General features: G+C 69.8%; 21 protein-coding genes. 16 read left to right on the forward strand and 5 right to left on the reverse strand.

The features are described 5' to 3' along the window. The first annotated feature begins 84 nt into the window (after positions 1-84). The 6 genes from MFF64_RS18540 to MFF64_RS18565 all read left to right on the forward strand — a co-directional run bounded on the left by MFF64_RS18540 (position 85) and on the right by MFF64_RS18565 (position 6832). Positions 85-2166 carry an FkbM family methyltransferase gene (locus MFF64_RS18540; RefSeq protein WP_238191883.1) on the forward strand — a complete coding sequence of 694 codons (2082 nt, stop codon included), beginning with the start codon at positions 85-87 and terminating at the stop codon, positions 2164-2166. A 197-nt stretch (positions 2167-2363) separates the two neighbouring features. Then, on the forward strand, positions 2364-2834 hold the full coding sequence (locus tag MFF64_RS18545; protein WP_099903180.1) for a hypothetical protein: 471 nt from the start codon (positions 2364-2366) through the stop codon (positions 2832-2834). 182 nt (positions 2835-3016) lie between these two features. Continuing rightward, positions 3017-3829 (forward strand): sensor histidine kinase, encoded by an 813-nt coding sequence (locus MFF64_RS18550; RefSeq protein WP_099903182.1) that lies wholly within the window; start codon positions 3017-3019, stop codon positions 3827-3829. Positions 3830-3891: 62 nt separating this feature from the next. Continuing rightward, the gene (locus MFF64_RS18555) at positions 3892-5400 is read left to right on the forward strand and encodes an RAD55 family ATPase (protein ID WP_238191885.1); all 1509 of its coding nucleotides are present in this window, start codon (positions 3892-3894) and stop codon (positions 5398-5400) included. Positions 5401-5404: 4 nt separating this feature from the next. Next, on the forward strand, positions 5405-5779 hold the full coding sequence (locus MFF64_RS18560; RefSeq protein WP_238191887.1) for a response regulator: 375 nt from the start codon (positions 5405-5407) through the stop codon (positions 5777-5779). Positions 5780-5830: 51 nt separating this feature from the next. Next, a complete protein-coding gene (locus MFF64_RS18565; protein ID WP_238191889.1) occupies positions 5831-6832 on the forward strand; it encodes a GNAT family N-acetyltransferase in 1002 nt (333 codons plus the stop codon). 13 nt (positions 6833-6845) lie between these two features. On the opposite strand, the gene MFF64_RS18570 is transcribed toward MFF64_RS18565, so the two are convergent. Then, positions 6846-7346 carry a CinA family protein gene (locus tag MFF64_RS18570; protein ID WP_099902820.1) on the reverse strand — a complete coding sequence of 167 codons (501 nt, stop codon included), beginning with the start codon at positions 7344-7346 and terminating at the stop codon, positions 6846-6848. Next, positions 7343-8596, reverse strand: a complete 1254-nt coding sequence (locus MFF64_RS18575) for a bifunctional 2-C-methyl-D-erythritol 4-phosphate cytidylyltransferase/2-C-methyl-D-erythritol 2,4-cyclodiphosphate synthase (RefSeq protein WP_238191891.1) — start codon at positions 8594-8596, stop codon at positions 7343-7345. Before MFF64_RS18575 ends, MFF64_RS18570 begins: the two co-directional genes overlap by 4 nt. Before the next feature lie 731 nt (positions 8597-9327). Between MFF64_RS18575 and dusB the strand changes: the two genes are divergently transcribed. The 10 genes from dusB to MFF64_RS18625 all read left to right on the forward strand — a co-directional run bounded on the left by dusB (position 9328) and on the right by MFF64_RS18625 (position 22700). After that, positions 9328-10446 carry a tRNA dihydrouridine synthase DusB gene (gene dusB, locus MFF64_RS18580; RefSeq protein WP_099904608.1) on the forward strand — a complete coding sequence of 373 codons (1119 nt, stop codon included), beginning with the start codon at positions 9328-9330 and terminating at the stop codon, positions 10444-10446. Continuing rightward, on the forward strand, positions 10443-11609 hold the full coding sequence (locus MFF64_RS18585; protein ID WP_425324383.1) for a two-component system sensor histidine kinase NtrB: 1167 nt from the start codon (positions 10443-10445) through the stop codon (positions 11607-11609). Before dusB ends, MFF64_RS18585 begins: the two co-directional genes overlap by 4 nt. Before the next feature lie 4 nt (positions 11610-11613). Further along, positions 11614-13068 (forward strand): nitrogen regulation protein NR(I), encoded by a 1455-nt coding sequence (gene ntrC, locus MFF64_RS18590; RefSeq protein ID WP_099904604.1) that lies wholly within the window; start codon positions 11614-11616, stop codon positions 13066-13068. Between the two features lie 790 nt (positions 13069-13858). Further along, a complete protein-coding gene (locus MFF64_RS18595; protein WP_238191893.1) occupies positions 13859-14296 on the forward strand; it encodes a Ros/MucR family transcriptional regulator in 438 nt (145 codons plus the stop codon). 127 nt (positions 14297-14423) lie between these two features. Next, complete coding sequence (locus tag MFF64_RS18600; RefSeq protein ID WP_238191895.1) at positions 14424-16736, forward strand: sensor histidine kinase NtrY-like; 2313 nt, start codon at positions 14424-14426, stop codon at positions 16734-16736. A 143-nt stretch (positions 16737-16879) separates the two neighbouring features. Next, a complete protein-coding gene (ntrX, locus tag MFF64_RS18605) occupies positions 16880-18250 on the forward strand; it encodes a nitrogen assimilation response regulator NtrX (RefSeq protein WP_099903435.1) in 1371 nt (456 codons plus the stop codon). A gap of 320 nt (positions 18251-18570) precedes the next feature. Then, positions 18571-18825: an RNA chaperone Hfq gene (gene hfq / locus MFF64_RS18610; protein WP_048429571.1), complete on the forward strand. Its 255-nt coding sequence runs from the start codon at positions 18571-18573 to the stop codon at positions 18823-18825. A 298-nt stretch (positions 18826-19123) separates the two neighbouring features. Further along, positions 19124-20506: a GTPase HflX gene (hflX, locus tag MFF64_RS18615; protein ID WP_238191904.1), complete on the forward strand. Its 1383-nt coding sequence runs from the start codon at positions 19124-19126 to the stop codon at positions 20504-20506. A gap of 186 nt (positions 20507-20692) precedes the next feature. Further along, positions 20693-21670 carry a PLP-dependent cysteine synthase family protein gene (locus MFF64_RS18620; protein ID WP_238191906.1) on the forward strand — a complete coding sequence of 326 codons (978 nt, stop codon included), beginning with the start codon at positions 20693-20695 and terminating at the stop codon, positions 21668-21670. A gap of 184 nt (positions 21671-21854) precedes the next feature. After that, positions 21855-22700: an AAA family ATPase gene (locus MFF64_RS18625; protein WP_165795661.1), complete on the forward strand. Its 846-nt coding sequence runs from the start codon at positions 21855-21857 to the stop codon at positions 22698-22700. Positions 22701-22972: 272 nt separating this feature from the next. On the opposite strand, the gene MFF64_RS18630 is transcribed toward MFF64_RS18625, so the two are convergent. The 3 genes from MFF64_RS18630 to MFF64_RS18640 form a co-directional block, all read right to left on the reverse strand. After that, positions 22973-23980, reverse strand: coding sequence for a catalase family peroxidase (locus tag MFF64_RS18630; RefSeq protein ID WP_238191908.1), 1008 nt, complete (start codon positions 23978-23980; stop codon positions 22973-22975). A gap of 91 nt (positions 23981-24071) precedes the next feature. Next, positions 24072-24662, reverse strand: coding sequence for a GNAT family N-acetyltransferase (locus MFF64_RS18635; protein WP_099905554.1), 591 nt, complete (start codon positions 24660-24662; stop codon positions 24072-24074). Positions 24663-24670: 8 nt separating this feature from the next. Beyond that, positions 24671-25267: a helix-turn-helix domain-containing protein gene (locus tag MFF64_RS18640; protein ID WP_099905556.1), complete on the reverse strand. Its 597-nt coding sequence runs from the start codon at positions 25265-25267 to the stop codon at positions 24671-24673. Positions 25268-25296 lie beyond the last annotated feature (29 nt).

Genomic DNA, 25296 nt, shown 5'->3' on the forward strand with positions numbered 1-25296 from the left:
ACAATATGGCTTGCAAGAGATTGCAAACTGAAGATTCTTCGCATAAGCCGTGTTTCTGTATCGTCCCAGAGAGCACGGATTGCGATGATTGCGGATGAAATCATCAAACAATGGTCGCTTGCTCTTCAGACTGAAAATGAATCTGACAACAATAAAATATATGATTACATAAATTCCAATTCTGAAAGCGAAGATTTCTGGCATGTTCCTCTGCGGATTACATATTTTATTCACAAGTGCAACGATTTTGCGTCTCTTTTGCGCGTGTCAGAACGTTTTATGTCGTATCCCGATTTTTGGGACCATTGCATCAAAGACCTGTCCTACAATGTAAGTATATATTGCAATTCTCCCGGAAAAGCCGTTCCGCATCTAGATGCTGCGCGTCGCGCCGGAAAACTTTCCGGCGAGATGATGCTTTTTTCCGCCGTACAACACGCGCGCGTTGGCGAAATGGATCCAGCGTTTGATTTGATTACAGAGACGAGCTCTCGTTTCCCAGAGATGGCAGCAGAAACACAAATACACAGCCAATTTATCAATTTGCTGTCTCGTTTTGGATATGACGAGGCAATTCGAATGCTGGCAGAAATCAAGCGGCGGTTTTCCAATGCCAGCATCGTCGATGTCGAAAAGGAAATCATCCGAGCCCTGGACACAGGCACGCCCTATCTACTCCTCCGTCTCGGTGACGGAGAAGGATCGTGCACCATTGTCAGCGACGAGGATGAAAACGAGTACCGCGATTATTATAGAGCAAATCGAAAAGAATTTACAGAAATCTGGTTCAAAAATCCATCCATAGTCGATGATCATGAATTTTTGGGAGCGATAAAAGCATTTAACGACGCCATTCCTGCGGCAGACTGCTTGGGCGGCATCTACGCGGAGGCAATCGACCACGAATATGGGATCGGCTCGCGGCGTGGCATCGCGTGGGTTGTTAACACGATGCGGAAAGCCTTGGCACTGTCCACCCACGACCCGGCCTGGGCTGCACGAACCTCGGTGCATAGCCTGGTATTGCACTACGACTTGGTGCTCAGTGGAACCCTGGCGCGCGTTCTGCGCGGCCGTGCCAAAATCGGGCTCATCAGCTGCCACGATGACCTCCCCGAGGCGCTTCAACGCACCTACGGGATCGGTGAGGTCGAGCACTTCAAGGTGCCCGGCGAGCAAAGCCACCGGGCGACTCTCGGCGACCGCTCGGTCGAAGGCGCGCACTGGCCGCATCGATTCCGCGAGTTGTGCGCTGAGCTTGACCGACCAATCGATCGGCGCGGGCAGCTGTTTCTAGTAGCGGCTGGAATACTTGGAAAGATCTATGCACACAAGCTAAAGCAGAGCGGTGCCGTTGTCATTGATATCGGCGCAGTAGCAGACCTGTGGATGGGAAAAATCACTCGCACATTCCCCGATCTTCCGCCAGATCTGGCGCTCAAGCCGAAATTTGCACCTATCAATCTGATCGATGTCGGCGGGTTAGGCGGTATTGGCGCTGAATGGCAGCCCTATCTCGACCGGATCCGTCCAGTCATATTCGAGCCGAACCCGCCCGAAGCAGCCGCCATCCGGGAGCGTATGGGCAGCGTCAGGGGCGCATTGATCGTCGAGCGGGCGCTGAGCAACCGCCGAGAGCAGCGCACGCTCAACGTCGCCAAGAGCCTCGGATGCACATCGTTGCTCACACCAAACAGCAGCTTGCTCTGGCGCTATTCGATCGAGCCAGCATTTCGAATCACTCACACGGTCCAGGTTGATTGTGTGCGCTATGATTCCCTCGTCGGTCGCGGCGAGGTACCCCTACCCGACGCTATCAAAATCGACGTCCAGGGGTTTGAGTACGAAGTTCTTGAAGGATTTGGAGACACCCTATTTAACTGCCTTGGCATCAAACTAGAAGCACATCTCTATCCTATCTATGAAGGACAGAAACTTTTGCACGATCTCGTGCGGCTGCTGAACCGTTTCGGGCTTGCATTGCGCAAAATCATACCCGTCGATCATTTTGATGGCGATATCGTCGAGGTGGATGCTTGGTTCACCTGTGATGCGGCCCGATCTGCAGCGCTCGATTCGGAGAGAGCGGCAAAATTAGCGTTCATCGAGACGGTCTGGGAGCTGCCTGCACACCGTCGCATATTTGGAGCCGATCAGTTTGCCTGATCGTTGACCCCAGAGCACCACGCCGGCACCTGACTGACGGGAGGATTTGTAGAGCGGGCTGGTCGCGACAGGACAGCCGACTGAGCCTCGACCCAGCATATCCGCACTCTGCCACGGCTGGCGCGGCCCCCCGACGGGAACGAGGATGGCGCCCCGGCATTGACCCCTGCGAGTGCCGGGAGCCGGGAAGACACACGATGCGTCGCGACCTGATCGTCCTCACCCTCGCCGTCACCCTGGTGGGCGCCGGCGCCGAGGCGCAGCCGCTGCGCGGCCCCGGAACCCCGGGGCAGGGCGGGCGTGCCCACGTCGCGCCGGCCCATCACGGTCGCGCCGCCATCTACGATGTCCGCGGGCGGCACGGCCGGGGCGGAGGATTCCACGGTCGGCGGTTCGCGGCCTATGGCGGCACCACCTTCGCGGCCCCCCTCGGCCTCTACGGTGGAGCCGGCGTCCTCGAGCCGGGCCTCGTCGCCGAACCCTACTTCAAGCTGCCGCGCCCGAGCGAGCTCGTCCCCTCCGCCTGGGGCGAGGGCACCTACGGCATCCCGACCGTCTCCGGCATCCCGGCCCAGCCGAAGGCCGATCCGGTGCTCTACGTCATCAATGGTGGCCAGCGGCCGGTCGGCGGCGCCCGGGTGGTCCCGGTCGAGGCACCGCGGCGCTAGGAGAGCGCCCGACCGCGACTTTTGCTCGCAGCCACCCGGTACGGGATGAGGTTTGCGGCCGGGCGGTCGGTGCTCGCCTGCCGAGATATGATTTGTTATGGTCTCCCGGTGACACAGACCTCACCTCCCGCGTCGCCGACGCTGCACCGCCGGACCCGCGCCGGGCGCGGGCGGTCGGGCGCATGAGCGGACCGGAGGCGAGGATCGACGCGATCCCGCCCGCCGGTCCGGCGGGCCTCGACGGCTCGGCGGACCTCGGCGACGAGACTGCCGCCTTACGCCGGGAAGTCGCCGCCCTGCGCCGGGCCTTGGCCGAGCGCGACGCGTTCCTGGCCGGCGTCGCGCACGAATTGCGCAACCCGATGACCCCGATCCTCGGCCAGGTCGAGCGCCTGACCGGCGCCGCCGCGCGCGAGGCGCCGGAGGGCCGGGTGGCGCAGGGGCTGGCGCAGCTGCGCTGGCTCGTCGAGCGCTACGTCCGCCGCGCCACGACCCTCCTCGACGTCTCCCGGGCGCAGACCGGGCAGCTCGCGCTGCTCGCCGCCCCGGTGCCCCTCGCCGAGGTGGTGGAGGAGGTGGTGGCGTCCTTGAGCCCGATGGCGGCCCATGCCGGCAGCACGGTCACGGTCGCGGTACCGGACGACCTGGTGCTGTCCTGCGAGCGCCTCGCCCTCGATCAGATCCTCGACAACCTCGTCACCAACGCGATCAAGTACGGCGATGGCGGCGCGATCGCGGTCTCGGCGACCCGGGAGGCGGGGACGGCGCGGATTCGGGTGAGCGATCGCGGCATCGGCATCGCCGAGACCGACCAGGCCCGCATCTTCGAGCGCTTCGAGCGCGCCGTGGGCGATCCGAGCACCGCACCGGTCGGCTTCGGGGTCGGCCTGTGGCTGGTGCGCCGCCTCGCCGAGGCGATGGGCGGCGGCGTCGCGCTCGACAGTCGCCCTGGCGAAGGCGCGACCTTCACGGTAACGCTTCCCCTTCACGCGTAGACGATCGACGAGCCGACGATCGCAGCAACCGAGAGCACAGGATGACGGGGGCGGAACCCAGCATGGGACAGGCGGGTGCCTACGGTGAGCTGGAGCGGGTTCCGACCGGCATCGCCGGCCTCGACGAGATCCTCGGCGGCGGGCTGTTTCGCGGCGGCGTCTACATCGTCCAGGGCACGCCGGGCTCGGGCAAAACCATCTTCGGCAACCACGCCTGCTACACGCATGCCGGATCCTCCGCCGGATCCTCTGCGGGTGCCTCGCCCGAGCACCGGGCGCTCTACGTCACGCTGCTGGCCGAGAGCCATTCGCGGATGCTCGGCCACATCGCGCCCCTCGGCTTCTTCGTCCCTGAGCTGATCCCCGACCGGATCACGTACTTGAGCGCCTTCCGCACCCTGCAGGACGAGGGGCTCGCCGGGCTCCTGACCCTGCTGCGCCGGGAGACCGCCATCCGCGAGGCGAGCCTGCTCGTCCTCGACGGCCTGGTGGCGGCGGAGGAGACCGCCGCCTCGACCCTCGAGTTCAAGACCTTCATCCACGAATTGCAGACCCAGGCCGCCGCGACCGGCGCCACCGCCCTCCTCCTCACCAGCGCCTCGGCCGGGGCCGACATGGTGGCGGCCGAGCACACGATGGTCGACGGCCTCATCGCCCTGTCGAGCCGGCTCAGCGGATGGCGGGCCGAGCGCGAGCTGGAGGTGCGCAAGTTCCGCGGCAGCGGCTTCCTGCGCGGGCGCCACAGCTTCCGCATCACCGATGACGGCATCCGGGTGTTTCCGCGCATCGAGGCGCGCCTCCGGCTGCCGAGCCGGCGCGACCACGTCGAGGGGGCGCCGCTCACCACCGGGTCGCCCGCCCTCGACGCGATGCTGGGCGGCGGCCTGCCGAACCACTCCACCACCCTCGTCGGCGGTCCCTCCGGCATCGGCAAGACCACGCTCGGCCTGCAATTCCTCGGCGCCGACCCGGAGGCGCCGGGCCTGCTCTGCGGCTTCTACGAGAGCGAGGCGGCGATCCGCGCGAAGGCGCGGGCGCTCGACCTGCCCGTCGCCGGCCTGATCGAGGACGGCCGGGTCGGGGTGATGTGGCAGCCCGCGACCGAGGGGCTGATCGACGAGATCTGCACCGATCTGCTGGGGACGATCCGGAACCGGGGGGTCCGGCGCGTGTTCATCGACGGTCTGGACGCGATGTGCCGGATCGCAGGGGATCAGGACCGGATCGTCCGTATCTTCGCCGCCCTCACGGCGGAGTTCAGGGCGCTGGGCGTGACGGCGATGTACACCCGGGAGACCGACCTGCGCGGCACCTTCCTCGACGCACCCTCCGGCGAGCCCTCCCTGCGGCAGACCTCCAGCGTCGCCGAGAACGTGGTGCTGATGCGCTCCTGCGCCCTGCGCTCCGGCGTCCACCGCCTGATCGCCGTCGCGAAGGCCCGGGACGCCCGGATCGATCCCCGGATGCGCGTCTTCGACATCCGGCCGGGCGGCCTGTCGATCGACGACGGCCCCGAACGGGCCGAGGCGATCCTGGCCGATCGCGACGCCGCGGACCACGGCGGAGAGTAGGCCTGTGGCGACGGTGCTCATCGTGGACGACGAGTTCGGCATCGCCGAGTTGCTGGACGCCGTCCTCTCCGACGACGGCCACACGGTGGTCACCGCCGCCAACGGGCGGCAAGGCCTCGCCCGCGTCGAAGCCGGCCGGCCCGACCTGATCTTCCTCGACTTCATGATGCCGGTGATGGACGGGCCGGCGATGCTGGCCGCCCTCGCGGCCGATCCGGAGACGCGCGGGATCCCGGTCGTGCTGATGAGCTCGATGCCGGAAGACACCGTGCGGGAGCGCGCGACCGGCCAGGCCGCCTTCCTGCGCAAGCCCTTCCGGATCAGGCAGGTGCACGACCTCGTGGCGACGCTGCTGGCGGGAGGTGGCAGCGATCATTGACGGAGTCAACTATTTCGGCGATCCTGCCACAGGTGGACAGGGGCTAAGCCGATGATGCGCGACGGTGAGGTCGATGCGGCGATGGTCGCGGCGGTGCGGGCCTTCGGCCGGTTCTACACCCGGCAGATCGGACTCCTGGAGGAGGGGCTGCACCGCAGCGCCTTCTCGCTCACCGAGGCGCGGGTGCTCTACGAGCTCGCCCTTCGCGACGGGCTGACCGCCTCGATCCTCGGCCAGGATCTCGGCCTCGATGCCGGCTATCTCAGCCGCCTGCTCAAGCGCTTCGAGGACCAGGGCCTTCTGACCCGCCGGACCTCCGCGGGCGACGGGCGGCGCCAGGTCCTCGCCCTGACGCCCGAGGGGCAGGCGGCCTTCGCGCCGCTCGACGAGGCCTCACGGGCGGAAGTCGAGGCGCTGCTCGCGCGGCTCCCGGCGACGGATCGGGCGGCCCTCGTCGGCGCGATGGCGCGGGTGCGCCGCCTGCTCGGCGATCCGTCGGAGAGCCTGGGGGAGGCGGGCGCGATCCTGCTGCGCGACCTGCGGCCCGGCGACATCGGCTGGATCACCCACCGCCAGGGCGTGCTCTACGCCGCCGAGTACGGCTTCGACCTCACCTTCGAAGCCCTGGTGGCGGAGATCCTGGCCGGGTTCGTGCGCGACTTCGACCCGGCCCGGGCCGGGGCCTGGATCGCCGAGCCGGGGGGCGAGCAAGGTGCCGAGATCTTGAAGGGAGAGATCTTGGGCAGAGAGATCTTCAGGGGAGAGATCTTGGGCAGCGTGTTCCTGGCGCCCGCCTCCGAGACGGTGGGAAAGCTGCGCCTGCTCTACGTCGAGCCCTCCGCCCGGGGCCAGGGCCTCGGCCGGCGGCTCACCGCGGCCTGCATCGCCGGCGCCCGCGCGCGCGGCTACCGTCAGCTGACGCTCTGGACCAACGACGTGCTGGGAGCCGCTCGGCGGATCTACCGCGATGCGGGCTTCCGCCTGGTCGACTCGGCGCCGCACCGCTCCTTCGGGCAGGACCTGGTGGGGGAGACCTGGATGCTGGATTTGTGAGGGGCGCGGACCCTCACACCTTCTCCAACCCCATCTCCAGGAAGCCGAGCGCGTCCTCGACGGCGCAGCGGCGGACCTCGGAGCGGCCGAGATCGCCGTAGCGGCGCTCGATGTGCCGGGTCGCCCGGCCGGCGGCGACGAGTCCGAAATGGACGAGGCCCACGGGCTTCGTCGGCGTGGCGCCGCCGGGGCCCGCGATGCCGGTGATGGCCAAGGCCACGTCGGCGCGGGAATGGGCGAGGGCGCCTTCGGCCATCGCCCGGGCCACCGGCTCGCTCACCGCGCCGTGGGCCGAGATGAGGTTGAAGTCGACGCCGAGGATCTCGGCCTTGGCCTCGTTCGAGTAGGTGACGAAGCCGCGCTCCACCACCAGCGAGGAGCCCGCCACCTCGGTGAGCAGGGCGGCGACGAGGCCGCCGGTGCAGGATTCGGCCGTGACGAGGCGGGCCTGGCGCTCGCGATAGGCGGCGATCAGCACGCTCGCCCGGGTGATGAGGGCGGGATCGCCGATCATGCGCGCGCCTCCTCGGGAAGCCGGATCGTGGCCGCGGCCTGGGCGGCGAGGCCCTCGGCCCGGCCGACGAAGCCGAGCTTCTCCGTCGTGGTCGCCTTGATCGAGACCGCCGAGAGCGGCACGCCGGCGATCTCGGCGATCCGGCTCCGGATCGCCTCGCGATGGGCGCCGATGCGGGGCGCCTCGGCCAGGACCGTGATGTCGAGGTGGTCGATCACCCCGCCGCGCTCGGTCACCCGCCGCACCGCGTCGGCCAGGAACTGGTCAGAGGAGGCGCCGCGCCAGCGCGGGTCGCTCGGCGGGAAGTGCACGCCGATATCGCCGTCGGCGAGCGCGCCCAGGATCGCGTCGGTGAGCGCGTGCAGCACCACGTCGCCGTCCGAATGGGCGAGCACGCCGCGATCGGCCGGGATGCGCACGCCGCCGAGCCACACGTGGTCGCCCTCCGTGAAGGCGTGCACGTCGAAGCCGGTGCCGAGGCGGGTCAGAAGGGTCATGGCATCATCCTGGGCGGCGGGGGCGGACCCCGACTCGGAGAGAAGCTCCGGCGAGAAGGCGCGGTCGGCCTCGACGAGGTCGGCGGCCTGGGTGATCTTGCGGTTGCGCAGGTCTCCGGGAAAGACCGCCACCGGCAGGCCGGCCCATTCGGCGAGCGCGCCGTCATCGGTGAAGCCGTCGAGTCCTTCCGCCGCGGCCCGCCCATGCGCCTCGTGGAGAAGAGAGAAGCGGAACGCCTGCGGGGTCTGCACCGCGCGCAAGGATTCCCGCTCCGGGGTCTCGCGCACCCGGCCGTCCGGCTCGACCACCTTGATCGTGTCGCTCACCGGCACCCCCGGCACGGCGGCGCCGTGGCTTTGGGCCGCCGCGATCGCCCGGTCGATCAGCGCGTCGTCGACGAAGGGGCGGGCGGCGTCGTGCACCAGCACCAGGTCGGGATCACCGTCCCGGGCCAGGGCCGTGAGCCCGGCCCGGACGGAGGCCTGCCGGGTGGCGCCGCCCTCGACCGGCCGGGCGAGTTTTTGCCGCGCCTCCGACGCGAGGTCGCCGAGGCACTCGTCGTAGAAGGAGGCGGCGTCCGCGGCGATCACCACCTGGATCCGCGCGACGCCCGGATGGGCGGCCAGCGCCGCCAAGGTCCGGGTCAGGACCGCCTGGCCGCCGACGCGGCGATACTGCTTGGGCGTGTCGCCGCCGACGCGGATGCCGCGCCCCGCGGCGACGACGACCGCGGCGATCTGAGGAAGTGTCAAAGAGGTCGCTCCCGGAATGCCCGCTCCTTAGCGGCGGCGGCCCGACGAGGCAAATGCACCAGGGGAAGGGCGGTGCCGCGCGGGAAGGAGATGCGGGCAGGTTCTTCCGGACCCGCCGGCGCTTGCCGCCGCGATGCTCGGGATCCCGGGTTGCGCAGGGTGCATGATGCCGAATCCGTCTCACATTCTCACGATACGAGAAAGGCGCAGGATCCTCTCTCCATCCTCTCTCCCGCGCGGGCGAGGGGTAGGGGCGATCGAAGATCGCGTGAGGGCGGGACGGTTCAGAATCAAGCACTGGACATCGCGCTACCAGCACGACGCTCCCAGCTCCGCATTGAAGCGTGCCACCCTCACCCCTGACCCGTCTCCCACACGGGAGAGGGAAAGGCGCTCTCCTTTGAGAATCAGAGCGAGAGACGACGAATTCTCCGCAACTCCCGGACCCCATGACGTCCCCCACCGACGGCGCGAGTGGTCGACATTCGCCTTGCTGCGGCTCGGCTTCAGCAGCCATCCCGCATCGCAGCAAAGCCCGGCCCCCGTCGCTTCCATTCCGCCGCGATGCCCCGCTATCCTGCCCCGCCCAGGCTAGAGCCGACACGGAACGCCACCGTGCACGGGCCACCGGTCCGGGACAGGCCCACCCATCAGCCAATTCGTGGGCAATTCGGGGAGCGAAGCCCGAACGCGCTTGCGTATGACCGGGTTTTGGCTATTTGCTGTGCACAATGACGACTGACCATTATTTGAGCGCCAAGGCGCCGGGGGCCGTGCCGGCAGCGCTGCCAACGGAACGGAAGTCCGCCGCGCCGCTGCTGGCAGGAGGGGCGCTGCTGGCGCCGCTCTCCGGCGTGCACGGGGCGCTGCTCGCGCCCCTTTCGGGCGTGCACGGGGCGCTGCTCGCGCCCCTTTCGGGCGTGACCGACCTGCACATGCGCCGCATCGCCCGCCGGCTCGGCGCCACCGCGACCGTATCCGAGATGGTGGCGGCGGAGGATTTCGCCCGCGGCACCGAGGAGGCACGGCTGCGAGCCGAGGGGGAAGGCGTGCTGCCCCACGTGGTGCAGCTCGCCGGCTGCGACCCGCGCTGGATGGCGGAGGGCGCGCGCCTCGCCGAGGCGAACGGCGCCGACGTGATCGACGTCAACATGGGCTGCCCGGCCAAGGCCGTGACCGGCGGCCAGGCCGGCTCGGCCCTGATGCGCGACCTCGACCATGCCGAGCGCCTGCTCGCCGCGGTGCGGGAGGCGGTGTCGGTGCCGGTCACCGTCAAGATGCGGCTCGGCTGGGACGACGCCACCCGCAACGCCCCGGACCTCGCCAGGCGCGCCGAGCGGCTCGGCTACGCCGCCGTCACGGTGCATGGCCGCACGAGGCAGCAATTCTACACCGGCCGTGCCGACTGGGCGGCGATCCGGGCCGTGCGCGAGGCCGTGACGATCCCGGTCGTCGCCAACGGCGACGTCGCGAGCCTCAAGGATGCCCGGGCCTGCCTCGACGCCTCCGGGGCCGACGCGGTGATGATCGGGCGGGCGGCGGTCGGACGGCCCTGGCTCGTCGGCGCGGTCGCGGCGGGGCTCGCCGGCGAGGTGCCCGGGGAGCCGGACGCCGCCACGCGGGCGGAGCTGGCGGCCGAGCATTACGACGGCCTGCTGAGGCTCTACGGCGCCCGGATGGGCGTGCGCCACGCCCGCAAGCACCTGGCAGCCTATGCCGACCATGCCGGCGGGCTCATCCCGTCCGAGCGGACCCGGCTCGTCACCACCACCGACCCGGAGGAGGCCGCGCGGCTGTTGCGGCGCGCCTTCGAGGCCCCGGCCGCACGGCCTGAGGATCAGGCCGCATGAGGATGAGCGATGCGCCCGCACCCCCTGCCTCCCGCGCCCGCACCGGGAGAATGTCGGCCATGAACGCCCCGACGAGCGAGATGATCATCAACGCCCTGCCGCTGCCCGTCCTGACCATCGGCCCGGACGAGCGCATCCTCCAGGTCAACATGGCGGCGGAGCACTTCTTCGACTACTCGCGCCGGATGATGCAGCGCCAGCGCCTGCGCGACATCATCCCGTTCTCCTCGCCGATCATCGCCCTGGTGAACGAGGTGCGGCGGCGCCGGGCCAGCGTCAGCGAGTACCGGGTCGAGCTGGCCTCGCCGCGCACCGGCGTCGAGCGCAGCGTCGACGTGTTCGCGACCCATCTCGACGACGACCTCGTGGTGCTGATGCTCCAGGAGCGCACCATCGCCGACAAGATGAACCGCCAGCTCACCCATCGCGGCGCCGCCCGCTCGATGGTGGCGCTCGGCGCGATGCTCGCCCACGAGATCAAGAACCCGCTCGCCGGCATCCGCGGCGCGGCCCAGCTCCTCGAGCAGTCCGCCGCCGAGGACGACCGGCTGCTGACCCGGCTGATCTGCGACGAATCCGACCGGATCGTGCGCATCGTCGAGCGGATGGAGCTGTTCGGCGACGAGCGCCCGGTCGAGCGTGGCCCGGTCAACGTCCACGGCGTCCTCGACCAGGTGAAGCGCTCGGCCCAGTCGGGCTTCGCCCGGCACATCCGCTTCGTCGAGAACTACGATCCGTCGCTGCCGCCGGTACTCGGCAACCGCGACCAGCTGATCCAGGTCATCCTCAACCTGGTCAAGAACGCCGCCGAGGCGATCGGCGCCGACGCGGTCGACGGCGAGATCATCCTGTCGACCGCTTTCCGCACCGGGCTTCGCCTCCAGGTGCCGGGCTCGCGCGAGCGGGTCAGCCTGCCGATCGAGGTCGCGGTGCGCGACAACGGCCCGGGCGTCTCGGCCGAGCTCCTGCCGGACCTGTTCGATCCCTTCGTCACCACCAAGGCGCAAGGGTCGGGCCTCGGCCTCGCGCTGGTGGCCAAGATCGTCGGCGACCACGGCGGCATCGTCGAGTGCGACCCCGCCCCCCGCCGTACCACCTTCCGCGTCCTCCTGCCGATGTCGCACGCCCGCGACGGGCGCGAATCCTCCGTCGAGACCGAGTGAGCGCATGCCGAACGGACACATCATCGTGGCGGACGACGACGCCGCCATCCGCACCGTGCTCAACCAGGCGCTGTCGCGCGCCGGCTACGAGGTCCGCTCGACCGGCAACGCCGCCACCCTGTGGCGCTGGGTGGCGCAGGGCGAGGGCGATCTCGTCATCACCGACGTGGTGATGCCGGACGAGAACGCCTTCGACCTCCTGCCTCGCATCAAGCGGGTGCGGCCGGACCTGCCGATCATCGTGATGAGCGCGCAGAACACCTTCATGACAGCGATCCGCGCCTCCGAGCGGGGCGCCTACGAGTACCTGCCGAAGCCCTTCGACCTGAAGGAGCTGACCGCGATCGTCGGCCGCGCCCTGTCGCGCCCTCGCGGCAACGCGGCCCCCGGCGCCGCGCCCGAGAACGAGGACATCCCGCTCGTCGGCCGCTCGCCGGCGATGCAGGAGATCTACCGCTCGCTCGCCCGCCTGATGCCGACGGATCTCACCGTGATGATCACGGGCGAATCCGGCACCGGCAAGGAGCTGGTGGCCCGCGCGCTGCACGATTACGGCCGGCGCCGGTCGGGGCCGTTCGTGCCGGTCAACATGGCGGCGATCCCCCGCGACCTGATCGAATCCGAGCTGTTCGGCCACGAGAAGGGCGCCTTCACGGGCGCCACCGCGCGCTCGGCCGGCCGCTTCGAGCAGGCCGAGGGCGGAACGCTGTTCCTCGACGAGATCGGCGACATGCCGATGGAGGCCCAGACCCGGCTCCTGCGGGTGCTGCAGCAAGGCGAGTACACCACCGTCGGCGGCCGCGTGCCGATCAAGACCAACGTCCGCATCATCGCGGCGACCAACAAGGACCTGCGGGTCTCGATCCAGCAGGGCATCTTCCGCGAGGACCTGTTCTTCCGACTCAACGTCGTGCCGTTGCGCCTGCCGGCCCTGCGCGAGCGCTCGGAGGACGTGCCCGACCTGGTGCGCCACTTCTTCGTGCTGGTCGAGCGCGAGGGCCTGACGCGCAAGCAGCTCGACGGCGACGCGATGGAGAAGCTCAAGCGCTACCGCTGGCCCGGCAACGTGCGCGAGCTCGAGAACCTGGTGCGGCGCCTCGCGGCCCTCTACCCGCAGGAGACGATCACCGGCCCGGTGATCGAGGCCGAGCTCGACACCCTGCCGCTCGCCACGCCGGCGCAAGGAGGAACCCGCAAGGGCGGGACGGAATCCGAGGGCCTGTCGGCGGCGGTGGAGCGGCACCTGTCGGAGTATTTCTCCGGCTACCGGGATACCCTGCCGCCGCCCGGCCTCTACCACCGCATCCTGCGCGAGATCGAGGGCCCGCTGATCGGCGCGGCGCTCGCGGCGACCCGCGGCAACCAGATCCGCGCCGCCGAGCTGCTCGGCGTGAACCGCAACACCCTGCGCAAGAAGGTCCGCGACCTCGACCTCCAGGTCTTCCGCACCCCGCGCTGAGACCGACGCGCCCGTGGACAACGGGCCCGTCCTCCTGTGGCATTCCGACGCATTCGGGTGCCTCGTCGCGCATGCGAGGGTGCGGGGCGGGATAATCCGGCAAGACCGGACGGCGAACGGGCCGGCCTGGCCCGTTTTGGCCTCGCGCGCGTCGCGCCTCTCCGCCTCCCGAAACGCCGGGAGACCACGCCGAATCGACGCCGACATTGTTCCATCCGCGTTTCCGCAGCGGCGCCGCACAATGAAGCTTGGTTGCTTCTGCCGTCGTATCACGCAACCCGAAGTCGGAACGGCATTCCTCTCCGTCGAAGTATTCCGCCTGATCGTGTGAAGACATCGCGCGATTGCGGGTCATGGGGAGTTCTGCCGATCTTCCGGCGCCGCGGTACGATCTCGACCGATCAAGCCCCGTCGCGACGGCGGGAGAGCGGATGTCTGGATTGGACCTCTGCGGGTGGATCGGTCGGCCCGCAAGGTGTCGGATCGTAGTTTTTATCAATTATTAATTGATGACTTGGACGGCCCACCCGTCCGGCGACCGCCCCGCCATGCGGACCTACCCGCCTCGACAAACCCATGACGAATAAGAGTTTTTTCCGCATGGTCGCGTCCCGCCGGGTGGGCCGCCGTGAAGAACGGTTCACTGCACCGGCCGATGCGGATGACCTTGGGAAAAAAGACAGAGCTAATGCAGTGCCGTCTCTTGTGTTGATCGAGACACCTTGCAGTTGACGGAGACTGGCGTAACATCCATCACCTCGGACGGGGGCCGCACTTCTCGAGGACCGCAATGAGCTCAGCTGACCACGTCGAAACGCCTCAGATGATCGGCCTGGTGTCCGATATTGTGTCGGCCTACGTGTCGAACAACAGCGTGCCCGTGGGCGAGCTGTCGAGCCTGATCCGCAGCGTCCACGAGGCGGTGGCCCGGCTCGGCTCGGCCACCCCGGCCGAGCCCGAGCGGCTGACCCCGCCGGTGCCGATCAAGAAGACCGTCACGCCCGACTACCTGATCAGCCTGGAGGACGGGCGCCGGTACCGGACGCTGAAGCGTCACCTGGCCGGGCGCGGGCTCACCCCGGAAGCCTACCGCCAGAAGTGGGGCCTGCCGCCGGACTACCCGATGGTCGCCGCCAACTACGCCGCCCAGCGCTCCGAGCTCGCCAAGAGCATCGGCCTCGGCCAGAAGCCGGTGGTCCGCCGCCCGCGCTCGAACCAGGCCGCCTGAGGGGCGATTCCGAGGTTCGATCCGAGGATCACCCTAAGGATCGACCCGGCGCGAGCCGCCGGCTCCGATTGCCGCCGCGCCGGCATCCGTATTAATTTCGCCACACTGTAGTGGCCTTGCACCACGGATGCTGTTCACACGTCGCCCCCGGGCTTCGGCGCCCTCCTCCGGCGCGGCCGGCCACCCGTCCAGGCCGATCCCGTCCAGGGTCGTCCAGGACGCCGCGCCGCGGGGTCCGGGCTGGTTCGGTGCCGTGGCGGTCATCGTCGCCCTGGCGCTGGCGCTCGCCACCTTCCTGATCCTGGTCGGCGCGACCGCGATCGCGCCGACCCATACGGTGGTGGTGGCGCTGCTGTTGAGCAACGTCGCCCTGGTGCTGCTGCTCGTCGTGGTCATCGCCTGGGAGGCGCGGGTCTTCCTGCGCGCCCGGCAGACCAACGCGGCCGCCGCCCGGCTCCACACCCGCATCGTCGGCCTGTTCAGCCTCATCGCGACCCTGCCGACGGTGCTGCTCGCCGTGGTGGCGTCGATCACCCTGGAGCGCGGCCTGTCGCCCTGGTTCTCGGACCGGATGCGCAACGTCGTGCTGATGTCGGTCGACGTCGCCGACGCCTACCTGACCAACCAGTGCCAGAGCATCGCCCGCGAGGCCCGCATCCTCTCCGACGACCTCACCCGGGCACGCCCTGCCTTCGACGTCGAGCGGGCCTGGTTCGAGAACTTCCTCACCGCCCGGGCCGCCTCGCTCGGCTTGCCGATCGCCCGGATCATGCGCTCGCCCACCGAGACCGTGGCGCGGGCCAATATCGACATCCTCAAGGACCCTCCGCTCCCCTCGGCCAGCGACTTCGAGGAGGCGGCGAAATCCGCCGACGCCACGTGCCTGCTGCCGCGGGAGGGGCGGGTGTTCGGCACGCTGATGAAGCTGCCGGCCTATGACGACGCCTTCCTGCTGGTCGAGCGCGAGGTGACGCGGCTCGCGGTCGAGTTCCCGGGCGTGTCGCGGGCCGCCGCGACCGAGTTCCTGACCATCGATGCCGGGCGGCGCAGCGTGCAGATCGCCTTCGCGACGATGTTCGCGCTGATCGCGCTGATCGCGCTGCTCTCGGCGGTGTGGTTCGGGCTCAACTTCGCCAACCGCTTCGTGGCGCCGATCCGCCGGCTGATCAACGCCGCCGACCAGGTGGCGTCCGGCAATTACTACGCCCAGGTCCCGTTCCGGAAGACGGAAGGCGACCTGCAGCACCTGGGCGAGAGCTTCAACAAGATGACGCAGGAGCTCAGCCGCCAGCGCGCCACCCTGATCGAGCAGAGCGAGCAGATCGACAGCCGCCGCCGCTTCACCGAGGCGGTGCTGGCCGGGGTGCCGGCCGGGGTGATCGGCGTCGACGGACGCGGGGTCATCACCATCGCGAACCCGTCCGCCGAGCGGATGCTCGGGCGCAGCGTCGCCGACCTCGTCGGCCAGCCCCTGGAGGCGGTGATGCCGGAGCTCGGCGGGCTGCCGGGGGATTCCCGCGCCCGCCCGACCCAGCAGCAGATCCAGATCGCCCGCAACGGGCGCGAGCGCACCATCGACGTGCGCACGACGAGCGAGCAGTCGCAGGACGGCGACCGCGGCTACGTCGTCACCCTCGACGACATCACCGACCTCGTCACGGCGCAGCGCACCTCGGCCTGGGCCGACGTCGCCCGCCGCATCGCCCACGAGATCAAGAACCCGCTGACCCCGATCCAGCTCTCGGCCGAGCGCATCCGGCGCAAGTACGGCAAGGTGATCACCACCGACAAGGAGGTGTTCGAGCAGTGCGTCGCCACGATCGTGCGCCAGGTCGACGACATCAAGCGGATGGTGGACGAGTTCTCGTCCTTCGCCAGGATGCCGAAGCCCGCGATCGCCCGCAACGACCTGACCGAGATCGTGAAGCAGAACCTGTTCATGATGCGGGTGGCCCATCCCGACGTGACCTTCACGCTGGAGGAGGGGGCGGCCCGGGTCAGCGCCGCCTTCGACACCCGGCTCCTGTCGCAGGCGATCACCAACATCCTCAAGAACGCCGTCGAGGCGGTGCAGGCGGTGCCGGAGGACGTCCGGGGCGAGAGCCTGATCGCGGTGCGCCTCTACGAGGAGGGCGAGGCCGCGGTGATCGAGATCACCGATACCGGCAAGGGATTCCCCCAGGAAGGGCGCCAGCGGCTACTCGAACCCTATATGACCACCCGCGAGGGGGGCACGGGCCTCGGATTGGCGATCGTGAGCAAGGTCTTGGAAGAGCACGGCGGCGGCATCGAGCTGAACGACAACCCGCGCGGGCGCGGCGGGCAGGTGCGGATGCGGGTCCTCAGGGAAGTGCGACGCGACGAGCCGGCGGCGGCCGGATCGGGCAGGCCCGCGCGGCCGGCCCAGACGCCGGAAACGTCCCCGGAGCCCGCCGCGTGACGCGGGACCGTCCTTGCCGGGAGCGGCGCCGTCCATCCGGCCGCCTTCGTCGCAGCCATCGTCGATACAGCCGATTTCGTCACAGCACGGGGTGCTGCGGAGCCGTCAGGACCGCCACCCGCATCGCGGGGAGGCCCTGAGCCATGAGCGCCGACATTCTGATCGTCGATGACGAGGCCGACATCCGCGAGCTCGTCGCCGGCATCCTCGACGACGAGGGCCACCGCACCCGCACCGCCGGCTCCTCCGACGAGGCGCTGGCGGCGATCGAGGCGCGCCGCCCGCACCTCGTCTTCCTCGACATCTGGCTCCAGGGCTCGCGCCTCGACGGGCTGCAGGTGCTCGACGTGATCAAGGCCCAGGCCCCGGACCTGCCGGTGGTGATGATCTCGGGCCACGGCAACATCGAGACCGCGGTCTCGGCGATCAAGGCGGGCGCCTACGACTTCATCGAGAAGCCGTTCAAGGCCGACCGGCTGATCCTGGTCGCCGAGCGGGCGCTGGAGGCCTCGCGCCTCAAGCGCGAGGTGCGCGACCTCAAGGCGCGCTCCGGCCAGGCGAGCCGCATCGTCGGCGCCTCGGTGGCGGCCAACCAGCTGCGCCAGACCGTCGAGCGCGTCGCCCCCACCAACGCCCGGGTGATGATCTCGGGCGCGCCGGGCTCCGGCAAGGAGCTCTCGGCCCGCACCATCCACGCCGCCTCGTCGCGGGCGAACGGGCCCTTCGTGGTGATCAACGCCGCCACGATCACCCCGGAGACGATGGAGGCCGAGTTGTTCGGGGTCGAGGCCCAGGACGGCAGGCCGCGCCGGGTCGGGGCGCTCGAGGAGGCCCATGGCGGCAGCCTCTACATCGACGAGGTCGCGGACATGCCCCGCGAGACCCAGAACCGCATCCTGCGGGTCCTCGTCGACCAGAACTTCCAGCGCGTCGGCGGCACCACCCGGGTCCATGTCGATGTGCGGATCATCTCGTCCTCCTCCCGCGACCTCGCCGAGGAGATCGCGGGCGGCCGCTTCCGCGAGGACCTCTTTCACCGCCTCAGCGTGGTGCCGATCCGGATCCCCTCGCTCGCCGAGCGGCGCGAGGACGTGCCGGAGCTGATCGCGTTCTTCATGGAGCAGATCTCGGCCGCCACCGGCCTGCCGCAGCGGCGCATCGCCGCCGACGCCATGGCGGTGCTGCAGTCGCACGACTGGCCCGGCAACGTCCGCCAGCTACGCAACAACGTCGAGCGGCTGATGATCCTGACGCAAGGGGACCCCGAGACCGAGGTGACGACCGAGATGCTGCCGAGCGAGGTCGGGGCGCTCGTGCCGACCACCCCGAGCGGCGCCGGCGGCGAGAAGCTGATGAGCCTGGCGCTCCGCGAGGCGCGCGAGATCTTCGAGCGCGAGTACCTTGTGGCGCAGATCGCCCGCTTCTCCGGCAACATCTCCCGCACCGCCGAGTTCATCGGCATGGAGCGCTCGGCCCTGCACCGGAAGCTCAAGTCGCTCGGCATCGGCGCCTGACGGCGACGCAGGAGATCGGGATCCGCTTGGAACCGGGCCCGCCTTGGATCCGCTTGGCCGCACATTTGTGAGTGCCAAGCTCGGGTCTTTCTGCTAGGGCGGCCTGTGGCCGGAGCGCGACAGGATCGCGGGCACGGCCGGATGCGGCAGGTTCGGCGGCCCGGGGATTTCCCCTGCGGCCAGTCTGCACTTGCGCCCGGACGAGCTTCACCGTGTAATGGGGCGGCCGGTTCCCGGGGCGGCGCGCCGCGCCTCCCGCAACACGACAACACGGACCGACCCGTCGACAGGACTGGCAGCGGGTTCAAAGGACAAGAAGAATGGCGGGCGAACGCGCTCAGAATCTGCAGGACACCTTCCTCAATCACGTTCGCAAGAACAAGATTCCGCTGACGATCTTCCTGGTCAACGGCGTGAAGTTGCAGGGTGTCGTGACCTGGTTCGACAACTTTTGCGTGCTGCTGCGGCGCGACGGCCACTCGCAGCTCGTCTACAAGCACGCGATCTCGACGATCATGCCGGGCCATCCCGTGCAGTTGTTCGAGCAGGGCGAGGAGGGGGCCGAGAAGGCCTGATCCCGTCTTCGCGGGACCGGCGCGAGAAGCACCTGCGCCCAGGAGACGGGACCCACGACCCGGGCCCCGCAGGCGCGCCCATGCCAGTGTCCAGGCCGCACGATTGCGGCCTGTTTTTTGCCGGTGCGCCTTCCGGCTGCCTGATTTTTGCAGCGTGTCTTTTGCAGCGTGTCTTTTGACGGCGAAGCCGCCGAATCCCGGCCCGCGGGCGTACCCGGCCGCTTGATTCTCTCGAGCCCTCGTCCAACCTCTGTCCGATGGACTCCCGACCGACGATACGGGAGCAGCCGGAGACACGATGGAACCGCGGATACCGGGCGAGATCCGCCTGCAGCGCCAGGCCGAGCCGGAGGCCGCGATCGCGGCCGAGACCCGCACGCTGGTGATCGGCCCCTATCAGACCCGGCGCGATGCCGGCGGCGAACCCCGCCCGCCGCTCGCCCGCCTCGACGAGGCGGTGGGCCTCGCCGCCGCGATCGAGCTCGACGTGGCCGACAGGCTGCTCGTCACCGTCCAGCAGATCCGGCCCTCGACCTATCTCGGCAAGGGCCGGGTCGAGGAGATCGCCGGGCGGATCGAAGCCGACGGCATCCGCCTCGTGGTGATGGATTGCGCGCTCTCGCCGGTGCAGCAGCGCAACCTGGAGAAGGCCTGGGGCGTCAAGGTCATCGACCGCACCGGGCTGATCCTGGAGATCTTCGGGCGCCGCGCCTCGACCCGCGAGGGCACGCTGCAGGTCGAGCACGCCCATCTCGCCTACCAGCGCAGCCGGCTGGTGCGGTCCTGGACCCACCTCGAGCGCCAGCGCGGCGGCTTCGGCTTCCTCGGCGGCCCGGGCGAGACCCAGATCGAGGCCGACCGGCGGATGATCCAGGAGCGCATGACCCGGATCGAGCGCGAGCTCGAGACCGTCACCCGCACCCGCGGCCTGCACCGCCGCTCCCGGCGCCGGGTGCCGTACCCGATCGTGGCGCTGGTCGGCTACACCAATGCGGGCAAGTCGACCCTGTTCAACCGCCTGACCCGGGCCGAGGTCCTGGCGGAGAACATGCTGTTCGCGACCCTCGACCCGACCGCCCGCGCCATCAAGCTGCCGCACGGCGAGACCGCGATCCTGTCCGACACGGTCGGCTTCATCTCCGACCTGCCGACGATGCTGATCGCCGCCTTCCGGGCGACGCTGGAGGACGTGATCGAGGCCGACATCCTGCTCCACGTCCGCGACATCGCCCACGAGGACGCGGAGGCGCAAGGCGCCGACGTGGCGCAGGTGCTCGCTGAGCTCGGCATCGAGCCCGACGCCGACCGGATCATCGAGGTCTGGAACAAGGCCGACCTCCTCGACGAGGCCGAGCGCGAGCGCCTGCTCAACCTGAGCCGGCCGAACGGGGTGAAGGATGCGCCCAAGCCCGTGCTGCTCTCGGCGCTGACCGGCGAGGGCATCGACCGGCTGATGAGCCGGATCGAGGCGCGGATCGCGGCTGCCCGCACGAGCTTCGCGGTGATCCTCGAGCCGGCGCAGGGCGCGGAGCTGCACTGGCTCTACGAGAACGCCGAGGTGTTGGACCGGCGCGAGGACGCGTCGGGGACGCTGCATCTGGTGGTCCGGGTCGCGCCGGAGAAGGAGCCGCGCTTCCTCAACCGGTTCGGCGCGGCGCGGCGGTTGAAGGGGAGTGCGTAGGATATCCCGCGCGGCCGGTCGTGGCGGTGGCCCCCTCTCGCAGGGCAGGCGACTGGGCGGGTTATGCCGAAGGTCCGGCACCGCCGGCGCATAGGATGAGGCGACGAGGTCAGAACTTGGTCGGCTCCCGGGCCTGGGCGGAACCGCGCCCCTCCCGGCGGAACGATGACCTGCTAAAATCGCGCGATGCATCCATCGTCGCCACGCCAAGCATCCTCGGCTGCATCCTCGGCCGCGAAGGTCACGCCGTCCGCCCTTGGCCTGATCGGCAACACGCCGTTGCTCGCGCTCGATCGCGCCTACCGTGGACCCGGCCGCATCCTGGCGAAGGCCGAGTTCATGCAGCCGGGCGGGAGCGTCAAGGATCGGGCGGCCCGCGCCATCATCCTCGCCGCGCGTGAGGACGGACGGCTGGCCCCGGGAGCCTCCGTCGTGGAGATGACCAGCGGCAACATGGGCGCCGGCCTCGCCGTGACCTGCGCGGCGCTGGGGCATCCGCTCGTGGTCACGATGTCGTCCGGGAACAGTCCCCAGCGGGCACGGATGCTGGAAGCCCTGGGTGCCGAGGTCGTGCTGGTGCCCCAGGTGGACGGAGCCCCCGGGCAAGTCACCGGCGCCGACGTGAACGCGGCGGCGGACGTGGCTCGGCGCATCGCGGCGGAGCGAGGCGGCTTCTACGTCGACCAATTCCATGCCCCGGACGGCGTGCGCGCCCACGCGGAGACGACCGGGCCGGAAATCTGGGAGCAATCCTCCGGCCGGGTCGATGCCTGGGTGGCCGCCGTGGGGACGGGGGCGACCTTCCTCGGAGTGGCCACCGCGTTGCGCGCGCGCAATCCCCGCGTGGTCTGCGCCGCAGTCGAGCCCGAAGGGTGCCGGCCCCTGGCGGGGCTGGAGGTCACGAGGCGTCGCCACCTCATCCAGGGCACGAGCTATGGGAGCGTCCCCCCGCACTGGATCCATGGCCTGATGGACCTGTCCATCCCCGTGACCGATCGGGAGGTCGAACGCTGGCGCCGCGCGCTCGCGACGCAGGAAGGCCTGCATGTCGGCTACTCGGCCGCCGCCAACGTCGCCGCGGCCGCCGCGCTGCTGCTGTCCGGGCGCCTCGCCGCCGACGCGATTGCCGTGACCGTGCTCTGCGACACGGGCTTGAAATACTGACGCGGCCGGCATCCGCTCGCCGCATCCTGCACCGTCGGCCGTCACGGATTGCGCGTCGCGCCTTTGGGTCCAGGCTCCGCCGCGCGGCCCTGGACGGCGAGGCAGGATGTCATCGCCATCGAGAAGACCCGGCCGAGGACGATCTCGTGCGCTGCGCTCCCTCGAGGGAACAGGCGAGACCTCCATGCCGATCCATCGCCTCGCCGTCTCCGGCGACCGCTGGCTCCGCAACATCGTGCTAGGTCTCGACCGGCTGACCGTGGTGACGGGCGCCAACGGCAGCGGCAAGTCGAGCCTCTACCGCGCCTTGCGCCTCCTCGCCGAGGTCGCGCAGGGGCGGGCGGTTCCGTCGCTCGCGCTTGAGGGCGGCTTCTCCTCCGCCCTATGGGCCGGGCCGGAGACGTTCGGGCGCCGGGTTCTCGACGGCACGCATCGGGTCGAGGGCACGGTGCGGCGCCACCCGGTCGACGTGAAGCTCGGCTTCTCCGACGACGAGTACGGCTACGCCATCGCGCTCGGCCTGCCGGCTCCGTCCCACGAGGGCACGGTCTTCGCCCACGATCCCGAGATCAAGGCGGAGAGCGTCTGGACCGGGCCGATCATCGGGCGGGCGAACATCTTCGCCGAGCGCAGCGGGCCGCTACCGCGACGCGCCGGCCCCGCGGCGCGGCCGCAGATCGGCACCCGCACGCCGGTTCTGGCCCGACGGCGCCGACGCAGACCATCATCGAGATCGGCGACCGCGAAACCCTCGACGCGACCATCGCCGAAGCCTCTTCGGGAGCGTCCCTCACGGTCGCGAGCAGCGCAGGGCCACGTCTCGCTCGAACTCCGCCAACACGGGCTGCTGCGGCCCCTGCGCGGGGCCGAGCTCTCGGACGGGACCCTGCGCCACATCCTGCTGGCGGCGGCCCTGCTGTCGCCGCGCCCGCCCGACCTGATGGTGCTCAACGAGCCCGAGACCAGCCTGCACGCCGATCTGCTCCCGCCGCTCGCCGGGCTGATCGCGCGGGCCTCTGGGAGCACGTAGATCCTGGTGGTATCGCACGCCGCCGCCCTGGTCGCGGCCCTGGAGCGGGAGGGCGCGGCCCGCATCACCCTGGAGAAGCGCCTCGGCGAAGACCCTGGCGCCGGATCACGACCCGCCGTACCGGGTCTGGCCCAAGCGGTAGAACCGGCCGGAACGGTTACGTCTCGCGGCGGTATCGGTGCGGTGACCGATCGCATCCGACCCCTGGTACGGGAAGCGGCGCAGGGAGGCGCGCGGCTCGGGCGCCCGTAGCCCGGACGCGCGCCCATCGCTCACTGCGAGCGGCGCCCGAACGAGATCGCGTAGGCCTGGACCCGGGCGTCGATCAGCGGGTCGTCGGAGACCTCGACGCCATCCGGCAGGTTGTTGGGCATGAACAGGAGCGCCTTCTCGGCGGTTTCGCTGTCCGGCACCGCCCTGGTCAGGGTCAGGGTGCCGAGATCGACGAAGCGCCTGTCCTCAGGCCAGGGAATCGTCGAGTCCTTGGTCGCATCGCCGGGTTGGGCGATCTGCGCCTCGACCCGGAAGGCGACGGGCGCCTTGGCGAGGCGGGCCGGCATCTCCTCGACGAGGTAGTTCGGGCCCTTGGCCTTGGCTTCGTCGGCGCTCAGGATCTCCTCTCCGTCCACCGGCACGATGCGGTAGCGGAAGGGGTTGCGCTTGCCGGCGGCGTCGACCAGCACGAAGGCGTTGACGCCGTTATAGACTTGGCGGCCGAAGCTCGACGGGGTCCTGGCGGTGGCGAGCGCCTTCGGGGCGGCCGGGTGCGCCGCCATGAATTGCTCGACCGGGGTGGGCTTCGGTGCGTCGGGGCCGCTCCTGGTGATCGCCACCAGGAGATCGCGAAAATCCTCGCCGGTCGCCACGGGGAAGAACTTCAGCGAGTTGGTCACGACGTCCATCTCGGCGCCGTCGGCGGGCTTGAACTTGATCGACAGCCCGTGCGGGTTGGCCTCGGGGGCGCCGTCCGGGATCTGCGGCAGGCCGGTCGCGTCGGAGAAGCGCACCGTCACCGGCACGGCGGCGCCGGAGAAGACGCTCGCCTTGCTCAGGGTCGCGGCGTCCTTCGAGGGGGTGAAGCTGCCCTCGACCACCACGCCCTTGGCGTGATTCGAGCGCTTGCCCGGATGGTCGCCGAAGATCCTGGTCATGGCGGCGATGGTCTGCTCGGCCGTGGACGACGCGTCCTGCGCCCGGGCGGCGGGGATTGCGGCGAGCAGGAGCGCGGCGCCGAGGAGCGCGCAGCCGCTCGAGGAGCGCCGGATCGTGGCGTGGGTCATGCTCGGTCATCCTGTCACGGGCAGCTTCGGCCCGGCGCGACATGACCCGATAGTTCGATTGCGCGCAAGCAATCGACTCTTCAAAAAGTCGTCAAGTTCCGATCTGGCGCGCGGCGGCTTTTTCAATCTGGCCTGCGGCGGCTTTTTCAATCTGGCCTGCGGCGGCTTGCAGCCGCTTGTGCATGAAGGTGCAGGGCTCCGGCACGCCCTCCGGCGAGCAGGCATAGTCCGGGACCACCCCGGTGACGGCGTAGCCGAGGGAGCGGTAGAGCGCCTCGCCGGCATCGTCGGCGCGCGTGTCGAGGATCAGGAGCGAGCGTCCCTCGGCGGCGGCCACCGCCTCGGCTTCCAGCATCAGCGCCCGGCCGAGGCCGCGGCGGCGCGCCTCCGGATGGACCAGCACCTTGGTGATCTCGGCCCGGTGGCGGCCGTTCGGTGGCGCGGCGAGGCCGACCTGGGTGCTGCCGAGGATGCGGCCCTGGTGACAGGCCACCAGCAGCCGGCGCGCGCCGCTCCGCAGGGCTGGCAGCCCGTCGCGCCAGAACGCCTCAGCCTCGGAGAGGTCGAACGGCAGCACGAAGCCGATGCTGGCGCCGTCGAGGACGCAGGCATGGAGCAGGGCGGCGAGGTCGGGCAGGGCGGCCTCGGCCGCCGCGGGCGAGAGGATGTCGATCGAGGTCATGGTGGCTCTCACGGCCGGCAGATCGCGATGAGGTAGCGGGCCTCCGGGCCCGGGCAGGCGAAGCGGGAGGCGCCGGTGAGCTGGTAGCGCAGGCAATCCCCCGGCGAGAGGGCGTGGGTGACGCCGTCGAGGGTGAGGTCGAGCCGGCCCTCCAGCATCCAGAGGTGGTGCTCCAGGCCCCCGACCGGCGGTGCCTCATAGGAAATGATCGCCCCCGCCGGCAGGGTGCCGTGGACGAGCTCGGCGGAGAATCCCTTCGCCGGGGGCGAGACCCCGCGGCGGCGGAACCCCGTCTCGGGATCGACCCAGACGCCCTGCTCGGCGTGGCGCAGCAGCCGGGCCGGGTCGGCCTCGATCTCGGCGAGGAGCCGCGACATCGGCCGGCCGTAGACGGTGCAGAGCCGGCCGAGCAGCGCGGCGGTCGGGCTGGTGTCGCCGCGCTCCAGCCGCGACAGGGTCGCCCGGCTGATGCCGCTGGCAGCCGCCAGCGCGTCGAGGGACAGGCCGTGCTCCTGGCGTAAGGAGGCGAGCCGGGCGGCGAGGCGCAGGTCGATGTCGGAGGCTTGAGGCTCAGGCAAGGGATCGGGTGCGAGCGAATCTCTCATAATTGAGAAATTCTCTCACATTCGGGCGA

The sequence above is a fragment of the Methylobacterium frigidaeris genome (assembly GCF_022179185.1).
GTDB classification, from domain to species: domain Bacteria; phylum Pseudomonadota; class Alphaproteobacteria; order Rhizobiales; family Beijerinckiaceae; genus Methylobacterium; species Methylobacterium frigidaeris.

Excerpts from the sequence above, each read along its gene's own strand:
- hfq (WP_048429571.1), top strand. The coding sequence starts at position 18,571 with ATGGCGGGCGAACGCGCTCAGAATCTGCAGGACACCTTCCTCAATCAC.
- MFF64_RS18540 (WP_238191883.1), top strand. The coding sequence starts at position 85 with ATGATTGCGGATGAAATCATCAAACAATGGTCGCTTGCTCTTCAGACT.
- MFF64_RS18550 (WP_099903182.1), top strand. The coding sequence starts at position 3,017 with ATGAGCGGACCGGAGGCGAGGATCGACGCGATCCCGCCCGCCGGTCCG.
- hflX (WP_238191904.1), top strand. The coding sequence starts at position 19,124 with ATGGAACCGCGGATACCGGGCGAGATCCGCCTGCAGCGCCAGGCCGAG.
- MFF64_RS18635 (WP_099905554.1), bottom strand. The coding sequence starts at position 24,662 with ATGACCTCGATCGACATCCTCTCGCCCGCGGCGGCCGAGGCCGCCCTG.
- MFF64_RS18585 (WP_425324383.1), top strand. The coding sequence starts at position 10,443 with ATGAGGATGAGCGATGCGCCCGCACCCCCTGCCTCCCGCGCCCGCACC.
- MFF64_RS18620 (WP_238191906.1), top strand. The coding sequence starts at position 20,693 with ATGCATCCATCGTCGCCACGCCAAGCATCCTCGGCTGCATCCTCGGCC.
- MFF64_RS18595 (WP_238191893.1), top strand. The coding sequence starts at position 13,859 with ATGAGCTCAGCTGACCACGTCGAAACGCCTCAGATGATCGGCCTGGTG.
- MFF64_RS18570 (WP_099902820.1), bottom strand. The coding sequence starts at position 7,346 with ATGATCGGCGATCCCGCCCTCATCACCCGGGCGAGCGTGCTGATCGCC.
- MFF64_RS18545 (WP_099903180.1), top strand. The coding sequence starts at position 2,364 with ATGCGTCGCGACCTGATCGTCCTCACCCTCGCCGTCACCCTGGTGGGC.
- ntrX (WP_099903435.1), top strand. The coding sequence starts at position 16,880 with ATGAGCGCCGACATTCTGATCGTCGATGACGAGGCCGACATCCGCGAG.
- dusB (WP_099904608.1), top strand. The coding sequence starts at position 9,328 with ATGACGACTGACCATTATTTGAGCGCCAAGGCGCCGGGGGCCGTGCCG.
- MFF64_RS18640 (WP_099905556.1), bottom strand. The coding sequence starts at position 25,267 with ATGAGAGATTCGCTCGCACCCGATCCCTTGCCTGAGCCTCAAGCCTCC.
- MFF64_RS18630 (WP_238191908.1), bottom strand. The coding sequence starts at position 23,980 with ATGACCCACGCCACGATCCGGCGCTCCTCGAGCGGCTGCGCGCTCCTC.
- MFF64_RS18625 (WP_165795661.1), top strand. The coding sequence starts at position 21,855 with ATGCCGATCCATCGCCTCGCCGTCTCCGGCGACCGCTGGCTCCGCAAC.
- MFF64_RS18565 (WP_238191889.1), top strand. The coding sequence starts at position 5,831 with ATGATGCGCGACGGTGAGGTCGATGCGGCGATGGTCGCGGCGGTGCGG.
- ntrC (WP_099904604.1), top strand. The coding sequence starts at position 11,614 with ATGCCGAACGGACACATCATCGTGGCGGACGACGACGCCGCCATCCGC.
- MFF64_RS18600 (WP_238191895.1), top strand. The coding sequence starts at position 14,424 with ATGCTGTTCACACGTCGCCCCCGGGCTTCGGCGCCCTCCTCCGGCGCG.
- MFF64_RS18555 (WP_238191885.1), top strand. The coding sequence starts at position 3,892 with ATGGGACAGGCGGGTGCCTACGGTGAGCTGGAGCGGGTTCCGACCGGC.